This is a genomic window from Sinomicrobium endophyticum (assembly GCF_052983315.1).
This window is the reverse complement of the sequence record NZ_JBRKIS010000015.1, coordinates 1-18,130: the sequence shown is the minus strand read 5'-3', so window position 1 is coordinate 18,130 and position 18,130 is coordinate 1. Positions and strand designations below refer to the sequence as shown.

Below are 18,130 nucleotides of genomic sequence, written 5' to 3'. Positions count from 1 at the left end.
TTTCCAGACCTCGTAATAAATTATTTCGGCTCAAATAACATAAGGCTTACTTCTTCCGGGGCAAACGGTTTCTGAGCTACATTTTTGGGGATCACTACAAATTCACCGGTATTGACCTCCTGAGTATGCCCGTCGGCAAATTCGACAAACAATGTTCCGTTTACCACATAAAACAACTTGTCGCCATTGTTATGTCTGTGCATTTCAAACGCTCCTTTCAGCTTTATGATCCTGACCAAATGGTCATTTACTTGTGCAATTTCTTTTAAAACCCAATGCTTGTCAACCTTATCGACTTCCGATTGGAGGTTTACTTTGTGTATGTTCATTATATCCTTTTTTATTTGTATCAGTGCTATTACTTAAAATGCCGAACCACGTAGATTTATCTGGAGCAAATAAAACCCGTGCGATTCTCTTGTAACCTATTCGTTATTCATTTGCTAACCGAATGAAACCGCTTGCTTCGCCACCTCTGGTCACATTAAAGGCAAGTGATGCGGTGTTATCCTCCAAATTGACCTTATAATATGCATTTATACCGTCTGACCTGTTAATGACCCGCAAAAACACCTGATCGTCCACGACCTCCACATTACCGGTGGAAAGCCCGAATACCGTCAGGGGTACGTCTGTAATCTGCGTAGTGTTCTTCGTCTCGATATCAACAGCATAAAACCCATAGATATTCGTATTCAAATTGGGCAATAGGGGAGATGTTGCTTCTTGTGAAGCATCTATATACAATTTGCCGTTGAGTTCCCGGAAACTCCACAGGAGGGCTCCGTCGGGCAATCCCAGGTCACTGGTATTCAATTCCCAATTCGGGTCAAAATCGGTTTCTCCCGCTTTGATCCGGAAAATAAAAGAGTTCTGCTGTTGCATCACATTGGATTCGTCAAAATCCCACCCTACCGTCATGAAATATAGCGTGCCATCTTTTGCTTGTATCCAGGCGGGATATTCAGACACGGCGTAGCCATGATTTTTGGCTTTAGGATGCACGATTGTTTTCTCCAGTACTCCTGTCGCAATATCAACAACGGCCAACGTGTATTTTCTGGTGTTATCGAGATTGCCACTACCATTTGTCCTCGAATAAGTCACACTTACATACAGCTTGCCTTCTTTTGCTGCTAAGGTTTGAATACCTGTAAACACATTGTTGCTGATATCAGTTCCTGTCTCAACGGCCGAAGAAAGATCGATCTCTCCGGTACGTTGCATGGTACTCGGATTAAATTTCTGAACCTTGGTCTTTCCACGATTTCCGTCAAAATAGAACCCTGTTGTTTCGTCTACCACGATGTGTTGTGCCGAAGTTCCGCATTTGATAAAACCGTTTTCTTCGAGTCTTCCGCTCGATGCCACACTATAGCACAATATCCCGACCTCACCGGCTAAGTTGGCTCTGCTGAACACCCAATTTTTGTAATGCCTGAATCCGCCGAAGTTCCTGGCTTGAATGGAATATCCCTCAATATTGTCCACATCACCTGTTGGCATATCTGAATAAGTGGCATAATATCCGGAACCATCCGAAACCTGCCATTCCGCGGTCAGAAGCACATACTTTCCTGATGTACCTCCGTTATCATCATCTGTTACAGGAGCATCATCGTTACTGCATGATACCAATATTGCGGATGCCATCAGTAGAAATGCTCCTGTTTTTAAGAATTGCTTTCTCATGTTCTGTTATTTCAATGTTTAAGATTAATATTTCAGTATGTAATTAAATTTTAAGTGAAAACTCCGACCTGCGTTCTGGATTTTAAAGTTGTCATACACTTCCTTGTCAAACAGGTTCTTGCATTCTAAATTAACCGTCAATGGTAATGTGTTTTTGGGTTTCCATAGAAAACCCAGCGAATGAACCGTTTGTGACGGGATGATATTCGGGGCATCCACCTTTGCTTCTCCCCATAAACCCAGAAAACCATCGGGTTCCGCATTCCTGGGAATGTAATTCAGATAGAACTCGTGCACGTAGCTCATGTTGTAGTATGCCTGCACCCGGTCATTTGCCGAAAACACCTTTTCAAACTGTAACGACGCCCCGATATTGGAAAAGAAGTAGGGTGTATTCCGTAACCTGGCCCCTTCCAGGTATTGCATTAACGGAGCCTGAATGCGAAACAGGCGGTAATCCTGGTAGGTGCTGTTTCCATTGAGCGTCAACCAGGACCAGGGCTTAAACCGTACATCTGCTTCAAAACCTATTCCCCTGACCGATTCGACGTTTACATTTTGTGCAAATATCAGGTTGACCGGAACGGAAATAATAAGATCTTTTGTGACCCGGTAGAAACTGTTTAATTCTATATCCCACCTGTCATCCGGACTGGTTCGGAACCCAAGATTACCATTGGTGCTTCGCTCCGGCTTAATGTTGAAGTTTGACAATATGTACGAACCATTTCCCAATATTTCGGTCTGTTCGGGAAGACGGGTAGCCAACTCGACTGATAGCCGGAAATACGTACGGTTGGAAAGGTTCAATTTTACCGCTTCCGCCAACCCGAACCTGGAGGTCCTGGCACTGTTGGTTTTTTCATTCAGGTACCCGGTACCGGCATCAACTTCCTGTCCTTTTGTTTTTGCTCCATAATATTTAAGCTGGAACAGGTTTTCAATGCGTCTGTCTGCAAACTGTCCTTTCCAGCCAATCGTTCCGACAAGTTTGGTATAGTCTGCCGGCAGGCTTTGCAAATCGACCGGGTTCTCCCCAATACTGGTGGGGCCGTAGGGGTCCTTACCTTTACGATTATAGTCATTAAAAACAATATTCAAGGCTAAGGTGTGGTGAGGATTTATCCGATAAGTCAGCCCTGTTCTTGATGTCAGGTTGCTATAGGTAAGCTCAGCCATGGTCGGTCGCCCCGATTCACCCCGACTGTTTACATCTGTAGGAGGGTGAAAATTACCATACCAATCGTATGAACCGCGCAACGTGTCTGTTTGCTGTCCCTTTATCTTGCTGTATACCAGGAATTGGTCCATAGAAAACTTCTGGTCTGCAAATCCTTTCCTGTATCGTAATGTAGGAATAACAGGAGCGTTTTCCTGTGCGAAAGAGGCACCGAACGGCTTTTCCATCAATGCCGCAAACTGATTATCCCTGCGGATGGAAAAAGCTGTAATGCCAAGCCGCAATTCGTCTGCCCACGAGAGATCGGTCAAACCACCGTATATTTCCGTATAGGCATGTCTGTACCGGTTGTGAAACAGCTTAACGCGCCGGGGAGATACGGTTGCCGTTTCAGGATCAGGAACACTAGCCGTTACTGTATAATCGTTGTCTGAGTAATTATAGAATGCATCCACTCCCCAGAACGTATGATTTTTAGCATTCGGATGTTTCAGATTCAGGGAAAGGCGGTGGGTATTGAACGATCCGATCTCATACGATAAGGTTACGGACCGGCTATTCTGCATCCTGGAAACCATATTGATGGCTCCGCCCAAAGCGTCTGCTCCGAGATCGGTAGGGAGCACTCCTTTATAAATTTCTACCCTTTCCAGCATATTTGCAGGAGTGGCGGAAATATTATAACCTGCCCCGAGATAGTCTGTGGGAATGCCATCTTTGAATATCTTGATGGATTTGCCCTGAAAACCGTTGAGCATGATATTGGTATTGCTTCCCAGCCCGCCTGCCTGTCGTACGCGTATACCGGCCGACCTGTTCATCAGCTCTGCCAGGGTTACCGATTGTGCCCGGGCCTTTTTTGTATCTACGATTTCCGCTTTTACGATTTCATTCCGGGCTTTTTGATTTTGGGTTTGCCCTGTTACCGTCACTTCCGAAAGTTCTTGGGTGTCTTCTTCCAGAACAAACCGGACCTCGGCATCTTTACCCTTAGGCAGGTAAACGGTTTTCACCTGTATAGCTTTACCAATAAAACTTACCTGCAGCTGATATGTAGTGTTCCCCGGCAGGGAAATTGAAAAATGTCCGTTTTTGTCGGTAATCGCGTATTTCTTCTCAGCTTCCGGCCCCGATCCGTCTATCATCATAGTGGCGCCCATTGCTGCTGTCCCGTCTTCAAGGAATACATAACCCTTGATATAACTATCCTGCGATTGGCATAGTCCCTTTTGCAGAAAAAAGAGAAGAAAGAAGGGGAACAGGATATATCCGGTGTAAACTTTCCTCATCCGTCTACTTATTTAGAATTAATTTAAATTGCAGGCAAATTTACCTATCTTTGGATGCGGAAAAAGCAACAAGATGTACGCATCTTGCAATATTTAAGGATGAAAGCCCATGATGGGCACCTGCCTGCCGGCCAGGCAGGTTTAGCGAAAATGGTCGACGCCTCCCGATATTATCGGGATCGGGAAGATATAAACAAAGCTAAACCAATGGCTTATGAATTTATGTATCGATGAAAATTGAGGTAATAAACAAGAAAAGGAAAGAACTTAGTGGAGTTATGGAGATTCCGGATGGTTACCCTGTGCCTGAGGGCAGGCAAATTATGGAATCGCAGGATTATCGAAAGGGAAAAGAATTTTATGAAGAAAGAAAATGTATACATCTGGATGGCGTAAATATCAACTTCTTCAAGAAGTCCTGGGCTCATCAACAGGAGGTTTCAGTACGGTCGGACGGCCCCTATATCCAGATGCATTTTGAGCTTTCGGGAGGAGCTGCATACTACCATCACAATGACACACAATTTACGGTGCCTACCGCCCAGGGGGAGTTTAGTATGTTCTATATGCCACAATTGGACGGTACCCTGATCGATCCTCCGTGTTCAAACGCTACGAGCCTGGAGATCGAACTTTCCCGGGCATGGTTACTGGAGCATATCGGGCACAGTCCGGTCACGGCATCAGATTTTGTGAAGGGCATCACTTCATCCCGTCCCACATTGCTCGGAGGGAAAAGCTATAGCATCACCCCTTTTATCTCTCATACCATAAACAGCCTCCGTAACTGCCCTTATACGGGAAACATCCAACGATTGTATACCGAGGGAAAATTATTGGAGTTGCTGGCCCTCCAGCTCCAACAGGCAGATACTACGGAAACAATGCCCCGTCGGCACGTTCTCACAAAACAGGATGTGGAACGCCTGCACTTTCTCAAAGAAAAAATAACGGCAGATCCTTCAAAAAGCTACACCATACAGGAACTGTCTTATTTGACTTTTATGAACCGCACAAAGATGCAGGCGGGATTCAGGGAGTTATTCGGTTGTACCATCCACCAGTTTATTGTTGAAAACAGGATGACAGAAGCATATCGCCTGCTAACGGACGATTATTCCAACCACTGGAACATTTCGGAAATAGCCCGTCGTGTGGGATACCGGTATTACAACCACTTTTCGATAGCTTTTAAAAAGAGATTCGGTGTTCCGCCGAGTTGGTTTTTGAAAAAGTAAAAAGTCTTCCAAAATCGTTTACCTTAAAGAAGTAATCAAGAAAGGCAATATTAGCTCATGACAAAAGAATTACTTGGAATAAAATTACCGGAGACATTCAGAGCTTGCAACACTTCGAAGAGCAGGGGTATAGGACATAAAAAATCACCCGACACATGTTCAGGTGATTTTTAAGCATAATTTAATCCTTCTGTCTTTTAAATGCTGTTTGGTAAGATACGATGAAGCCCACGCATTGGAAAACTATTGTTCCGGAATAAATTTATAACGTATTGTACCCCAGAAGATATATTCTTCTTCCTGAATTAAATCTGAAGGTGAACCCACAATAACAGGAAAAATATCTTCCTCGGTAATTATTCCAAAATCATTACTTTTTTCATATACCACTTCATTATTGTCTTTATCCGTAACAATAAGATAGGCGAGGTATTTTTTATACAAGTACAATTCCTTATTACCGTTCTGTACCTGTCCTATTAATATTTTCTTGTCCCCCTGGTATATGAATACATCATTTTTTTCCACCTCGTATCTATAGGCGTATACCGCAGGTTCCGTTCGGATTTGGATGGAATCTTCCTTAAAGTTGATTTCCAGTACCCCGGGATCTTTGTAAAAACTCCATTCCTTTTTCAGGAAGGCTGTACCATCTCCTTCAACTTCTTCGCCCTCCGGCCCCGCAAAATGCTTCGCCTCCGTGATCTCATAAGTGCTGTCAAACACAAAGTTGTTATTATCTACCGGGTCAACGGGATCAACAGGGCTGTCATCATCGTTGTTTGAACAGGAAAGAAGCAGCACTATAAACGGGATAAATACTAATCGATTCATAATTTAATGGTACGGTAAAAAGGCAAAAAGTTAAGGAGTTAAAAACACTTACAACCCCAAAATGACTTAAACGAGTTCGATATTATATATTCCCAAAAGCCGAAAACAGGTGACAAAAAACAACCCTTTTTTATCATAAATGATGAAGTAATGATCCTCCATCTGGTTCCCGTTTGTAACGGGGTCCCATTTTACCCCGGGATCTTTAATGTTTTTTTATGGCAGGTCCCCCGTTTTTGTTGCGCTCAAACGAGGGCCTGTTGGAAATTTTCCACTTATATTACTTCTTACTTTTCTTTACAGGATATTTTTCAACGTATATTTTTATCATTTCACCGGGTTCTTTTCCCACGACTTTTTCGATAAGCAGAAATTCACATAAGGCTCAGGCGCACCGGTATTGAAATGGATATTGATTAATTGTTGTTTCTCTATTCTTATCTTGCCCTGGATTTCCTCAAACGTGTTATCCCCTTCGAAATTTCCGTTTTTCACCCCTGCTTTTTCCCTTGATCCCTGCATTTTTGTGAGTTTGGGGTAATGTTTTTCTCAACTGTTTAAATTTTCTCGATTTTTTGTCACCCGTTTTCCTTTTTTCGGAATAATATAGTGTAAGAGGGCGAAAAAAATAAAATTTAAACAGTCACTTAGTATTATGTATAATGAACTTGTCCTGAGTTGTTCTATTACCTACAAAATCATCATTTTGCCCCCTAATTTCGTAATTTTCTCGAACCGTAGCGCTGCTATGCTCCCGATAAAATCGGGATCCAAAATTACTTCATTAATGAACAAAAGCATGACTTTTCGCTCAAATACAACAACTCAAGACGAGTTCAATTTAAACAATTTTTGCAATGAAGAAAATTACCTTATTACATAATTTCGGATTTTCCTTTTTGTTTATTCTAACCATTTCAATTTATTCTTGTTCAAAAGACGATAGTATATCACATGAAACAGAAGCAAGTGGCAGTGTTGGTTTTTCAATACAAAAGGACAAACTCCACTTTAGTAGCAAGGAAGAACTTAAAAATTTTATTGATAATAGTAGTAAAAAAGAGTTTACAGAACAGATCAGGACATTACAAGAAAAAGGATTTAGACCGCTGACTCCTATTTTTTTTAGAAAACGAAACAGAAGCCTATAATGAATTTCTGATTAGAAAAAGGGATAGATTGGCTTCTAAGTCAAAAAATATACTTTCTTCCCGTGGGGATTCAAATATACTGTTGGAAGAACTGGATGAGGATGATGAAATTATTGCAGACCCCAGTTTTGCAGCGGTATTGAACGAAGACCGTGCTATTTATGTTGGAGATTCTTTGCATGTTTTTACTAGCAGGGGGGCATATAGCTGTAAAATTGAAGATGAACAATATCTGTTTGATTATCTTAATGGGTTGGAAAATGGGGATACAAATACCAAGCAAAGTAATACATCATCAAAAGTACCACCTGAGCCTCAGGATATGAATTGTCCAAATGGTACACAGGTTATTAGCGAAATTATTGATGGAAGAATGACACATCGGTATGTATGTAGACAAAGCACATTTACTCCCCCAACAAACACAGGTTCCAATATTCCCTCAAAACTTCCCCATGAGATAAAGCAAGATTTAGGGTTTTGTGCTATTGAAGGTGAAAGTTTGTGGCAAAAGGTGTTTGGGGAGGCTGAAACTTGCCATGATTATTTCGATAGTAGAAGACGAGTAAAAGTAAAGTTCTGGAATCAAAACTATTTCGTGTATTCATCCATTGGTGTTATGGTAAAATATCAAAAAAAATATACATTGGGTTGGCAGAAATCAGATGCGGTAGATTATACAGAATTAGGTATTAATTATGCGGAGTATACTTTTCCGATGAATATGACGGGATATAATGCTCTTAAAGAGCAGGGTGTTATTGCTAAATATAAGGGAGTGACTTATAAGGCAGATGGCACCATAGTAAGGGACTATAAACCAAAAACTTCTGGCTGGCCTTTTATGAACGAGGCTTATTTACCTGATGGATTAGAATTATATCTGTTTGATAATAAGTTTCAGGGTATAAAAGGAAAAGAGTTGAACAAACAAGTAGGGGAATTGATAAAAAAGGGAATTCCAGACGTATTAAAAGCGACCGGCTTGATGAAGGATCTTAAGGAAGGTAAAGTTAATATTACGGCTACTGCCTACGACCCCACTAAGGAAAGAATTAAGTTTATGCAAATAGGGAAAGTAAAGCAAAGTTCCGGAGGCAAAATAAGACATACTTTTGACAAGAATGCGATATTTACTTTTGTATTTGGAGATGGCGGGCTTGAAAAATTTGATTTTGGTGCAGAAAAGTATAAAGATGTGCGAATTGATTTTTATGGTGTTGCGAGAAGGGATGGGAGAATATATAAAGGTAAACAAATGGGATTCCGGGAAGAAAAATAAATATTACTTAACTAAATTCGACATGAAAAATTATTTGTTTGTATTTGCTTTTTTTTTAGCTATTATACATATAGAAGCACAGGAGGTTAGCATAGAAAAATCTATTTTTGGTATTCAAACAGGCTTCCTTGGAATATGGGTACATAATGAAGCAAAACTTTCCTCAAAAATTTCCTTACGGAGTGAAATTGGCTTAGATGCAGGTTTTCAGTCAGGCGAGTATTACCAAGCCGTAGGAGTATACAAAGGGATGGCGTTAATACCTTCCATTACTTTAGAACCCCGGTATTATTACAATTTGGAAAAACGGAATGGAAAGGGAAGATCCTATGCCAAGAACAGTGGTAATTTTTTAACGCTAAGAATGAAATATTTTCCGGATTGGTTTGTCATTGCGTCAGATAAAAACAGAGTGCATACTACGGAGCAAATTTCTTTTATTCCAAAATGGGGGTTAAGAAGAACTCTCGGGGAACACTTTACTTATGAAGCGGGGATAGGAATAGGTTATTATCATAATTTTGATGAAAGTAATATTGTTTTCGATAAAAGCGGAGTGATGATGGATTTTCATCTTAGAATAGGATATACTTTCTAATCTGTAATGAAAGCCAATAAGAGAATATTTTTTATCTGCTTCCTCTTCTTATTATCGGGAGTAACCACTCCGATAATAAGCCAAACATTAACTCCACCCCGATTCTATACTGGTGTGGAGTTAAACAATAAAAATATTTTTTTTCGGGATGATGGCGGTTATGCAGGTTTTTTTGTGGGGACAGAATTGTTTTCTGTGTCCTTTATAGCCCCGGAAATCGAAGTAAAATACCTTACCGGAAATATTGAATATGAAGAAGCGGATGTAGAAGGTATAATTTCAGGGCAATTAAATCACGCTATGCCTTCTAAAAGTATCACTTCCGGTGAATTTGATAGTTGGACATATAGTATAACTCCAAAACTTGCATTTGGCGATGAGGATTTTCGATTTTTGATATTGCCCAAATACTCCATTGCATCTACATCTGTCAGGGCAAGTTATCATGTAATAGATGATGCCAGAGAATATTATAGCCGGGTAGAACAGGATGAAAAAAAGGAAAGGCAATCTTATTTTACATTTGGAATAGGGGCTGAAGGACACATTTTTGACACTGATAAACTTTCTTTTGCCCTTACCCTTCATTATAGTGCATGGAATATCCGGGAATTGTTTGATGGCCTTAATGTAAAAGGCCTTAGAGGTGAAGAAGGTAAGGGCGCTATTGGAATCGGGTTTAGAGTATACTTTAACCCTTTCGCTGCTAACGACGACTAAGCTTCTTCCATTCTTTCACTCTTCCCAACGTTCTCTTTCGCCTCACCTAAAGCCTGAGCCGGGATTTTTTTATAAGCTGAAAATAATACGGTTTAAGCCCTTTACTTACTTTTCTTTACAGGATATTTTTCAACGTAAGCTTTCATCATTTCACCTGGTTTTTTTCCTACTGCTTTTTCGATAAGCAGAAATTCATAGGGCTCAGTTGCACCAGTATTGAAATAAATATTGATTAATCGTTGTTTTTCTATACCTGTCCTGGCTTGAATCTTTTCAAAAGTGTTTCCTCCCTCAGACTTCTCCCGCATAAATACTCCTAAATTGGTCCGCTTTTCCAATTTGTATTTTTTCTTTAGTTCCAAACTACGATCGGAGTAGACCGCGTTCCGTACATTTTTAATCGTGTCACCTGTATTGATTGCTATATTATAGAAGGAATAGGATCCTAATACATAATTTTTATGGTAAACTGTATTTGATAGGTATAAGTATTTAGAGATTTTCCAGCTTAGTAATCCATTCATTAAAATGTGGGCATTTGGTTCTAAGTAATGATAAACCAATATCTTCAGCTACCATAGGGCCAACTTGCGCTTTTTGACCTTTATAAGTAGGTATATATTTGATGATTCTCTTTGATGGTGCGGTTTGCGGAGATTCGTTAATTTCTTCGGGGGCTGTTTTTCCTATATCTTTTTTGAGTCTTTCAATTCCGGTTGGACTATCTGGATACATGAGGAAGAGCCGATCCGGATCAACCAATAGAAAAGTTTCAAACTCATGTAATTGTACGTATGGAATACAATTCGGATGATTAATAGATTTTCCAATGGCTTCTTCCAATGCTTTGACCTTTGCATAATGGTCTGATATATTTTGAATATCTTCGGTATATGGGCTTTGAGAGTCTTTTGGGAATGCGTATAGATCAATAAATGTGGTATACCAGGTATTGGGTTTATTTCGATCTGATTGTATCCATCGGACTACATCATTTTTTAACCAGTTGTACCGTGAAAGACCACCTTATATGTTGTTTATTACTATGTTTAGACCATCCGGTGGTAATTTTTCGTACTGAAACAAAAATGTTTAATGAAGCAAAATGTTTTACTAAAACATCATTAACAAATGCTTCTTCTGTACTTCCTTCTACTATAATATTTAAGAACTTCATGGTCTGCCTCCTATGATATTTTTTTCCCAGATTTGGCCGGTGGAAAATTCATCTAAATATACTTCTAGTGCTTTAGCATCCGGTCTGGTATATTCGGAAGCCCTTCCTTTTCGCTCAATAACAACAATGTCATCCAGTTCAAAATTATTAACCATGCTTATAGATTGTGTAGCTATAAATACCTGACAGTGGGTAGAAGCTGCTTTTATTAATCCGGCTACAGCGTCTATGGCGCTCGGATGAAGACCAAGTTCTGGTTCATCCAGAAATAACACGGTAGGGAGGTCTCTTGGATTTTGGGCCAAAAGACTTATTAGTGCTATCGATCTGAGCATACCATCCGAAGCTTGCCCGGAATTAAATATTTTATTCGTACCTTTTTCTTTCCATCTCAAAAGAACTTGTCCAAATTCTTCGTACAGCTCAAAATCATCAAAGAAGGGTAATACTAAACGAAGGTATCTTACTATTCTTTGATAATACGCTTTTTCTTCGTTTTGTAACCGAAAGAGAAAACTACCAAGATTTTCCCCGTTTTGCTTTAACCAACGGCCATCTGCCGAAGACCATTTTAAACGCATTGCGGAGGTATCACTGGTATTATGAAATTGGTATACCACCAATTTTTTAAGGGAGTTAAGAGTGACAAGAGCTGACTTGTCAGACAGTTCAATTAATCTCGGTTCTTCGTGTCCTACACCACAAGAAATCCAATCACCCTTTTTCACGGATTTGCCTTCTGTATGCCTATAATTTTCTTTTTTGAAAACTAACTTATCCGGTTTAGCAAACATTAAACTAAATTCATATTCGTTATAACCGCTTTCTGTTTCAATTTCTATATAAGCATCAATAGAATTTGTTACACTTGTCCCATCATGTAAAATATCATTAGACCCCCCAAGGAAAGACACATATTCTTGCAGCTTTCCATCCGAGTCTAACATCTTACTCAAAAAACGAAAAAACGAAATAAAATTACTTTTGCCCGAACCATTCGGACCAATCAAGACATTAATCGGTTTTGGCTTAAAGCTTTCTATAGCTTTAATAGACTTAAAACCTTTTATTGTAAAGGACTTTAATTTTATATCTGGCATATTTTTATTCTCTAATAAGTTGACTTATAGGTGTTGGTTTAAGTTTTTTTCTTTGATTCTAACTCTTGAACTCTCTTTTTTAAAAAATCTTTTACTTCCTTTAGTGCTTCATTAGCTTCAGTCAGAAGATCAATTCTTTTTTCCAATTCTTTTACTTTTTCCTTGCAACCATTACCTTTTGAGGTTTCTTTATGCATGGAACCCTTACCCACCAATAGCCACTCTGAATTAACTTCTGAGTATTTAAGAATAATTTTTTGAATGATATCAAAAGATGCATTGGGGTATTTATTACTTCTTTTATCTATGGAGAATAACCTTTGTACCCTTTGATGGTCCACGCCAATAGCATTACTGAATGCTGAAACATTTCCTTTATGGTAATAATCAATTAACTCTCTAATTCTTTTATTATCCTTTGGTAAATCCATAAATTGCAAAAATGTTTGAATAATAGTTGTTTAATTTCAAACATGTTTGTATATTTGTTGTCACATACAAACCAAAACTCATTTTTCCTTTTATTGGAACTAAAAAGGTAAGAAACAAATTTACGCAAAAATGAAGAGAAAGTATAATACTCAAATCGTAAATACACTTGCTAAACGGTATGATGTAACCACGCGCTATATTCGAACTTGTTTGAAAGGAGAAGGAAATTCCTTGTTAGCCGATGAAATACAAAACGAATATAAAAGGCTAGTAGGCAAATTGAATGTTGTGCTGGATTCTTTAGGTATTGATAGATAGGTTGGTTTTATTACTAGAATCAATCTAATTCATATATCACTTTAACTACCGACCAATTAAATTATGTCTATCTTTTTAAGAAATGTTCTCATATACTGGACAATGAAATTTACCTTCATGTGCATTTAAGAATTGGGTATACATTTTAATCCACAATCAAAACGAAATGAAGATGATTGGATGGACAGTAAATAGAAAGCAAGCTGGTGACTTCCCCCTAAAATTGTGAAATTATACAAAGAAAGGACGGAACTTGCATCCGTATGCCATCGCTTTTTATCGTGTGAAATAAAATCACCTTCTAATATATGAAAAATATGGGATCTGAATCAACTATCTCGGGGCAAGCCCGCGAGGTATTCAAACGAACAAACCTTAGTTCATTTCGATGCAGAACTCTTCGATAAACGCAGGACAGGCGTTGGGGAATTAGACCCATTTAATGGGATTAAAGGGCAGCCTACTGCATTGGCAACTGCCCTTTTCCTAGTTGAAAATGGGTGTCGTTGAATTAGTGTTTTTTATAAAAATCATGGAATCAAAATCTTTGATAAGAGGAAGGAAATAAATATCCTTTTCCGATTCTTTTGAATATCCGATTAACTTTGTCGGTCCTAAAATATCGTCTGAATTCAGCTCTTTTTTTAAGATTGACATATCTGCAATAAACAAATTTCCACTTTCGGCCATGACATTTTCCCAAAACAAACCTTCTTTTTCCTGAAAACTCGCTGTTTTAAGTTTTTCTGTGTAATTATGGTCACCGTTAATGAACTTTTCCTCCATATAGGAATAGTTCCCGTTTAAAGTAGTGAGCCCAATGGAATAATATGCTTTACCAAATTCCTGTTTCAAGTCCCGACCCATAATCCCAATTTCATTGTCAGTAATAATGTCATTTGAAATATGTGCATTATGTGCCCAAACAATTATTTTGCTGTTCTTGTCCTTTGCAAAATAAGAAATCCGGTCGGCCATTATTTCGTCTCGGCTTTGAAATGGCTTTTTGTTTTTAATATTGACGTAATTGATGTATGTATTCTTTCCGTTAAACAGGATTTCTTCAATGGGATTTGTTAAATTCTTTGTGGCTTTTAAATGATTTTCAATAGCCAGAATGTCAAAATAGACGGAGGTATTTGCTTTATATTCTTTCTTCAAATTATCCGTTGAGGTTTTTGCAATATCAGATTCTAATTTCAGGAGGAGTTTATGGAGTTTTTTATCATGGATAGGGGCAAGATGGTCTTTTAGTAGTTTATGGAAAACCCAATACGAATCGTCGCAACCTTTAAACGCAATGTTATAGCCGGACTGGTTGTCCTTATACCATTGCAAAAAAGACTTCATCTCCTGAGTCTGATAAATTGAAAATAAATGTTTACGGATTAGACTATCCAATGGGAGAGCGTACAAATCTCCGTTCAGGATTTCTAAATCGTCATATGGGTTTTCCAAAACAACAAGATTAAAGCCTTTTTCTTTGATCAATCTTTTTGTAATGATTTCCCGGAGTCGATAAAACTCTGAGGTTCCATGAGTACTTTCTCCAATGGCTACTATTTTTTTATCACCGATTTTTGTAATCAATGGGTCTAAACTATTGTGTATGGTTTCTTCATTGGATAAGTCCAATGGTGTGGAGGATTGGGATATTGCAGACTGGAGTTCGTTGGTGTCATATTTTTCCAATATCATTTTCGGGGTTTCTTTTAAGGTTTGAATGTCTTCGCCGTCAATGGTAACTTTAAAATCATCGAACCAGGCCGTACCTTTTTTACCTAATATACCACCCACATAGATAGCTTTGGCATTTGATGGATAGGGCAATTTTATCGAATATTCTTCCCAGTCTTTTGTTCCCCTAATCTTAAGCTTTTGCATACTTTCGAAGGCTAAAAATTTTGAATAGCCGTCGATTCGCATTAAAAGGCCTACATAGTTTTTGACATTTTCATATTTAATCTTGGCAGAAAGCCTAATGGTGTCTCCGGTATAATTTGCAGGTATTTTATAGGTTATACATCCAAATTCCCCGCTTTTATCAGATACAACCTTTCCAACAGAATTTCCGTCGTTTTCTTTTTCTCCTGTTACAACCTTAAAATTTCCCCATTTAAACCAACCCGTTGGCATTTCCTGGTTTTCGGGGTTAAAGTCGTCAAAATTCAGATTGTACTTATTTTGGGAAAATAGGGTAATAGGTAAAACCAGAATAAACAAAAGCAGTAGGTAATTTTTCTCTATTCGCATAATTTCGATGTTATTGTTTTTGGGTTGGAGCCTAACTTATAAATATATAAAATCTCGCTTCATTACTAAAACAACTTATCATTATTCTCCTGTCACCCCCATTGTTTTTATTCTAAATACCACAGATATATTATCATGAATATTTTTCCATTAAGCTTAAGAAGAGCGACAGGCCGGCCAACCCAGTTAATAAAGATCATTCAAGTAGTCTTTTTTACCGTCTATTCTTGTGTAATCCATCTGAAATAATTTTTTTTCATCCATTTCTCCCAAAATAGAATTATTATCTTTTATTAATCCATCCATCGATTTGAATTGAAAGTTTGTTGGATGGTTCAGTCGGATTTTAATACTATCTTTTACCAATACATAGTGACCGTAATACGCAGTGTCGTTTACCGATAATACAATTTGATTATTATATTCCAGGAACATCATGGGGTCACTTCCGAGGTTTCCATTATTTAATATTACCGGGGTATTATTTATGCTTACACGTTCTATCTTGTATGCCCCTACAACATCTTCGTTAACAGTGGCTCTCAAGTTAAAGGCAAATATGAAATAGGATACCGAAAGTACGACTACAAAAAAGACAGGGAAGTATCGTTTAAATATGTTTTGTCCGGTATTCATGACATGGTTAAATTTTCCTCCCAACTGTATAAAAAATTTGTATAGGTCTCGATAATATTCGGATAATAAGACTACTATGAGTACGAAGTCAACAAAAGTATGCCCTATTGCAAAATCAATATCAAATTCAATGTTTAAAATAAGGATATTAGAACAAACCCCAAGAGCCATTAGTAAAGCAATGAGTCTTGTCCGTCTGAAAACGATGAATACACCAATTAAAAATTCCGTTATACCTATAAATAGATTATAATGATACGATCTACCAAAGAAGGACCACATGTGTTGCGTTTTCGAAACTTCAACCAGTGGAACGTAGGAAGCGTAGTGTAAAACCCTGAATTGCATAAATAGGAATTTTGGTATTGCAAAACAGATCATGGAGGCGGATATATAGTAAATAATCAGGTATTTTAACCCGATTAGAATTTTTTTTAAATATGAGTTTTTCATCATAGTTTAATGTTCTTTGATGGGCTCCTCTTTCATCACCTCCGCAGACTGACTCAGCACCTTTCCATTTAGAAGTAACTTTCTATATCATATTGCAGCAAATAAAAACCCGAAAACTTCCTTTGGTTCTTTTTCTAGGAATAGAGCAATAACATATAATTCCCATGCATATGGTCTCTTTTCAGCATCGTTTAAAAGTTTGCTAAGTCGTCCTGACTTTATTTTTGTTCCGGCTGTTATTGCTTTTGTTGGCTTAGCATGCTTAAACAGGTATCGACCTAAATCCGAATTCCAAGTATTAGTTACAGTTTTCAGCTTATATGATTTAAAAATTTCGTTACAGGCTTTATTGATATCATTGTCAATAGCTTTGACAATAGCATAGAAATCATCACCATATAAAAGATCATCGTGGTCATTGCATAATCCATTTAATCTTTCAGGAGTAAGACCAGCTGCCTCTGCAATTTTTTTTTGGGCAATCCCAGATTGTTTAATGTATTTTCCTAAAGGTGTCAATATCGTATGGTTCTTATAGTTAGGTTTTTACGATTTAAATATTATTTATTTGGTAAATATTTTTCCATTTAAATAATTATTATATATATTTGTGTCATCAAAACTGATCTAGTTTTTTATTTATACATAGTTATTATCCACTAATGTGGATATAATAAGTCTCGTTATCTAAAACGGCTAAATTTTATAATGACGCGAGACCGAAGGGAAAATGCTTCCCCGAATTTTTGTATGTTTGCAAAAGTCGGGGCGGCTCCCTGTCGGAAACTGCGTCGAAGTGCTTAGCCGTGCCTAGATAACAGTGGAAGACAGGGAGCCGCCTTGATCTATATTATAGACTCTCTTCTTTTCCACCTTTAAGACTTGTTTTCAAAAACCATCCAATAATGAAAACGAGAAAATCGACAAAACCCATTATTCTTGTCTTGCACCACTTTTTCCGAGCATACTTACGTTGCTATGAGGCAACGCAAAGCCCCTTTAAATCCATTACAAAGAACATTAACAGCCCACCAGGCTGACCAATAAATCTGTCGGACGGCACAAGCAGAGGCATTATACCATATCGGCCAATATCTGGCTGCTGTCCCTTAACACCTGCCCATGCCCATGGAAACATATGGTTTGCCACAGGATTAAAGACAGCTTAGTTTATTAGTTATATTGCAATAGCTATAAAAATACTTTCTTTTATCCTTACCTGCAAATAGTATTATTGTTTCTTATTGTTTGATGGCCGGCTTTATACCTAATGTACCACTAACACTTTATTTATGAAAACACCACATCAAAAACTGGAACATCTCCAAGAAGTATGGAGCGCCGAAATGGCCACTTTCCGGGAACAACAGCAAATCCATAAAGTACTTAACGAAGAACTCCGGGAGTGTTTGCAAAAATTGAGGAACCTGACCTCTCCGGTCGGGCTTCAAGGGCAAAACGTATTGACTAAGCCTAACATAGGTTGCCTTTTTTCTTAAACTTAATGTATAATGAAAAAAGGACAAGAACACAGAGTGTTTGATTTAGGCCTCAAATTGCAATTAGTCAAGCAGATTGAAAAGGGAGAACTCCGGGTTCGTGATGTTAGCCAGCTTTATCAGGTAAGTACCACGGCGGTATATAAATGGTTACGTAAATATTCCGATCTTTACGTGAGTAATACACGAATGATAGTGGAAAGTAAAAGTTTATCAAAGAAGCAAAAAGAGCAGGCAGAGCGCATTAAGGAGCTGGAACGGGCTTTGGGTCAAAAGCA

General features: G+C 38.3%; 18 protein-coding genes and 1 pseudogene. 7 read left to right on the top strand and 12 right to left on the bottom strand.

What is annotated here, in order from left to right; translation table 11 throughout:
* Window positions 1-20: 20 nt before the first annotated feature.
* The 3 genes from ACVBDU_RS04225 to ACVBDU_RS04215 all read right to left on the bottom strand — a co-directional run bounded on the left by ACVBDU_RS04225 (window position 21) and on the right by ACVBDU_RS04215 (window position 4,161).
* On the bottom strand, window positions 21-329 hold the full coding sequence (locus tag ACVBDU_RS04225; RefSeq protein ID WP_447178527.1) for a cupin domain-containing protein: 309 nt from the start codon (window positions 327-329) through the stop codon (window positions 21-23).
* Window positions 330-432: 103 nt separating this feature from the next.
* Window positions 433-1,692 (bottom strand): DUF4374 domain-containing protein, encoded by a 1,260-nt coding sequence (locus ACVBDU_RS04220; protein ID WP_447178526.1) that lies wholly within the window; start codon window positions 1,690-1,692, stop codon window positions 433-435.
* A gap of 24 nt (window positions 1,693-1,716) precedes the next feature.
* Entirely contained in the window at window positions 1,717-4,161 is a 2,445-nt protein-coding gene (locus tag ACVBDU_RS04215) for a TonB-dependent receptor (RefSeq protein WP_447178525.1), read from the bottom strand.
* 230 nt (window positions 4,162-4,391) lie between these two features.
* On the opposite strand from ACVBDU_RS04215, the gene ACVBDU_RS04210 reads away from it, so the two are divergent.
* A complete protein-coding gene (locus ACVBDU_RS04210; protein WP_123216745.1) occupies window positions 4,392-5,399 on the top strand; it encodes a helix-turn-helix domain-containing protein in 1,008 nt (335 codons plus the stop codon).
* A gap of 243 nt (window positions 5,400-5,642) precedes the next feature.
* Here ACVBDU_RS04210 and ACVBDU_RS04205 read toward each other — a convergent pair whose 3' ends face one another.
* Both ACVBDU_RS04205 and ACVBDU_RS04200 read right to left on the bottom strand, forming a co-directional pair.
* Window positions 5,643-6,233: a hypothetical protein gene (locus tag ACVBDU_RS04205; RefSeq protein ID WP_447178524.1), complete on the bottom strand. Its 591-nt coding sequence runs from the start codon at window positions 6,231-6,233 to the stop codon at window positions 5,643-5,645.
* 327 nt (window positions 6,234-6,560) lie between these two features.
* Window positions 6,561-6,755 (bottom strand): hypothetical protein, encoded by a 195-nt coding sequence (locus ACVBDU_RS04200; RefSeq protein ID WP_123216746.1) that lies wholly within the window; start codon window positions 6,753-6,755, stop codon window positions 6,561-6,563.
* 335 nt (window positions 6,756-7,090) lie between these two features.
* Here ACVBDU_RS04200 and ACVBDU_RS04195 point away from each other — a divergent pair, with 335 nt between their 5' ends.
* The 4 genes from ACVBDU_RS04195 to ACVBDU_RS04180 are packed head-to-tail and all read left to right on the top strand — an operon-like array spanning window position 7,091 to window position 9,984.
* Entirely contained in the window at window positions 7,091-7,384 is a 294-nt protein-coding gene (locus tag ACVBDU_RS04195) for a hypothetical protein (RefSeq protein ID WP_447178523.1), read from the top strand.
* Between the two features lie 28 nt (window positions 7,385-7,412).
* Window positions 7,413-8,666 carry a hypothetical protein gene (locus ACVBDU_RS04190; RefSeq protein WP_447178522.1) on the top strand — a complete coding sequence of 418 codons (1,254 nt, stop codon included), beginning with the start codon at window positions 7,413-7,415 and terminating at the stop codon, window positions 8,664-8,666.
* 22 nt (window positions 8,667-8,688) lie between these two features.
* Entirely contained in the window at window positions 8,689-9,264 is a 576-nt protein-coding gene (locus ACVBDU_RS04185) for a hypothetical protein (RefSeq protein WP_123216814.1), read from the top strand.
* 6 nt (window positions 9,265-9,270) lie between these two features.
* Window positions 9,271-9,984, top strand: coding sequence for a hypothetical protein (locus ACVBDU_RS04180; RefSeq protein WP_447178521.1), 714 nt, complete (start codon window positions 9,271-9,273; stop codon window positions 9,982-9,984).
* 101 nt (window positions 9,985-10,085) lie between these two features.
* Here ACVBDU_RS04180 and ACVBDU_RS04175 read toward each other — a convergent pair whose 3' ends face one another.
* From ACVBDU_RS04175 to ACVBDU_RS04145, 7 genes and pseudogenes are all read right to left on the bottom strand, one after another.
* Window positions 10,086-10,346 carry a hypothetical protein gene (locus tag ACVBDU_RS04175; RefSeq protein ID WP_123216751.1) on the bottom strand — a complete coding sequence of 87 codons (261 nt, stop codon included), beginning with the start codon at window positions 10,344-10,346 and terminating at the stop codon, window positions 10,086-10,088.
* A 130-nt stretch (window positions 10,347-10,476) separates the two neighbouring features.
* Window positions 10,477-10,986 (bottom strand): annotated as a pseudogene (locus ACVBDU_RS04170) (DUF4276 family protein); the annotation flags it as partial.
* Window positions 10,987-11,157: 171 nt separating this feature from the next.
* Window positions 11,158-12,261 (bottom strand): AAA family ATPase, encoded by a 1,104-nt coding sequence (locus ACVBDU_RS04165; RefSeq protein WP_447178520.1) that lies wholly within the window; start codon window positions 12,259-12,261, stop codon window positions 11,158-11,160.
* A 38-nt stretch (window positions 12,262-12,299) separates the two neighbouring features.
* The gene (locus tag ACVBDU_RS04160; RefSeq protein WP_123216754.1) at window positions 12,300-12,692 is read right to left on the bottom strand and encodes a hypothetical protein; all 393 of its coding nucleotides are present in this window, start codon (window positions 12,690-12,692) and stop codon (window positions 12,300-12,302) included.
* An 805-nt stretch (window positions 12,693-13,497) separates the two neighbouring features.
* Window positions 13,498-15,264 (bottom strand): erythromycin esterase family protein, encoded by a 1,767-nt coding sequence (locus ACVBDU_RS04155; protein ID WP_447178519.1) that lies wholly within the window; start codon window positions 15,262-15,264, stop codon window positions 13,498-13,500.
* 186 nt (window positions 15,265-15,450) lie between these two features.
* Window positions 15,451-16,356: a hypothetical protein gene (locus ACVBDU_RS04150; RefSeq protein WP_447178518.1), complete on the bottom strand. Its 906-nt coding sequence runs from the start codon at window positions 16,354-16,356 to the stop codon at window positions 15,451-15,453.
* 84 nt (window positions 16,357-16,440) lie between these two features.
* Window positions 16,441-16,872 (bottom strand): hypothetical protein, encoded by a 432-nt coding sequence (locus ACVBDU_RS04145; protein ID WP_268223524.1) that lies wholly within the window; start codon window positions 16,870-16,872, stop codon window positions 16,441-16,443.
* 773 nt (window positions 16,873-17,645) lie between these two features.
* Between ACVBDU_RS04145 and ACVBDU_RS04140 the strand changes: the two genes are divergently transcribed.
* Window positions 17,646-17,852 (top strand): hypothetical protein, encoded by a 207-nt coding sequence (locus ACVBDU_RS04140; protein WP_447178517.1) that lies wholly within the window; start codon window positions 17,646-17,648, stop codon window positions 17,850-17,852.
* 12 nt (window positions 17,853-17,864) lie between these two features.
* Window positions 17,865-18,130: transposase (locus ACVBDU_RS04135; RefSeq protein ID WP_447178008.1), on the top strand; the 266-nt coding region annotated here is incomplete at its 3' end.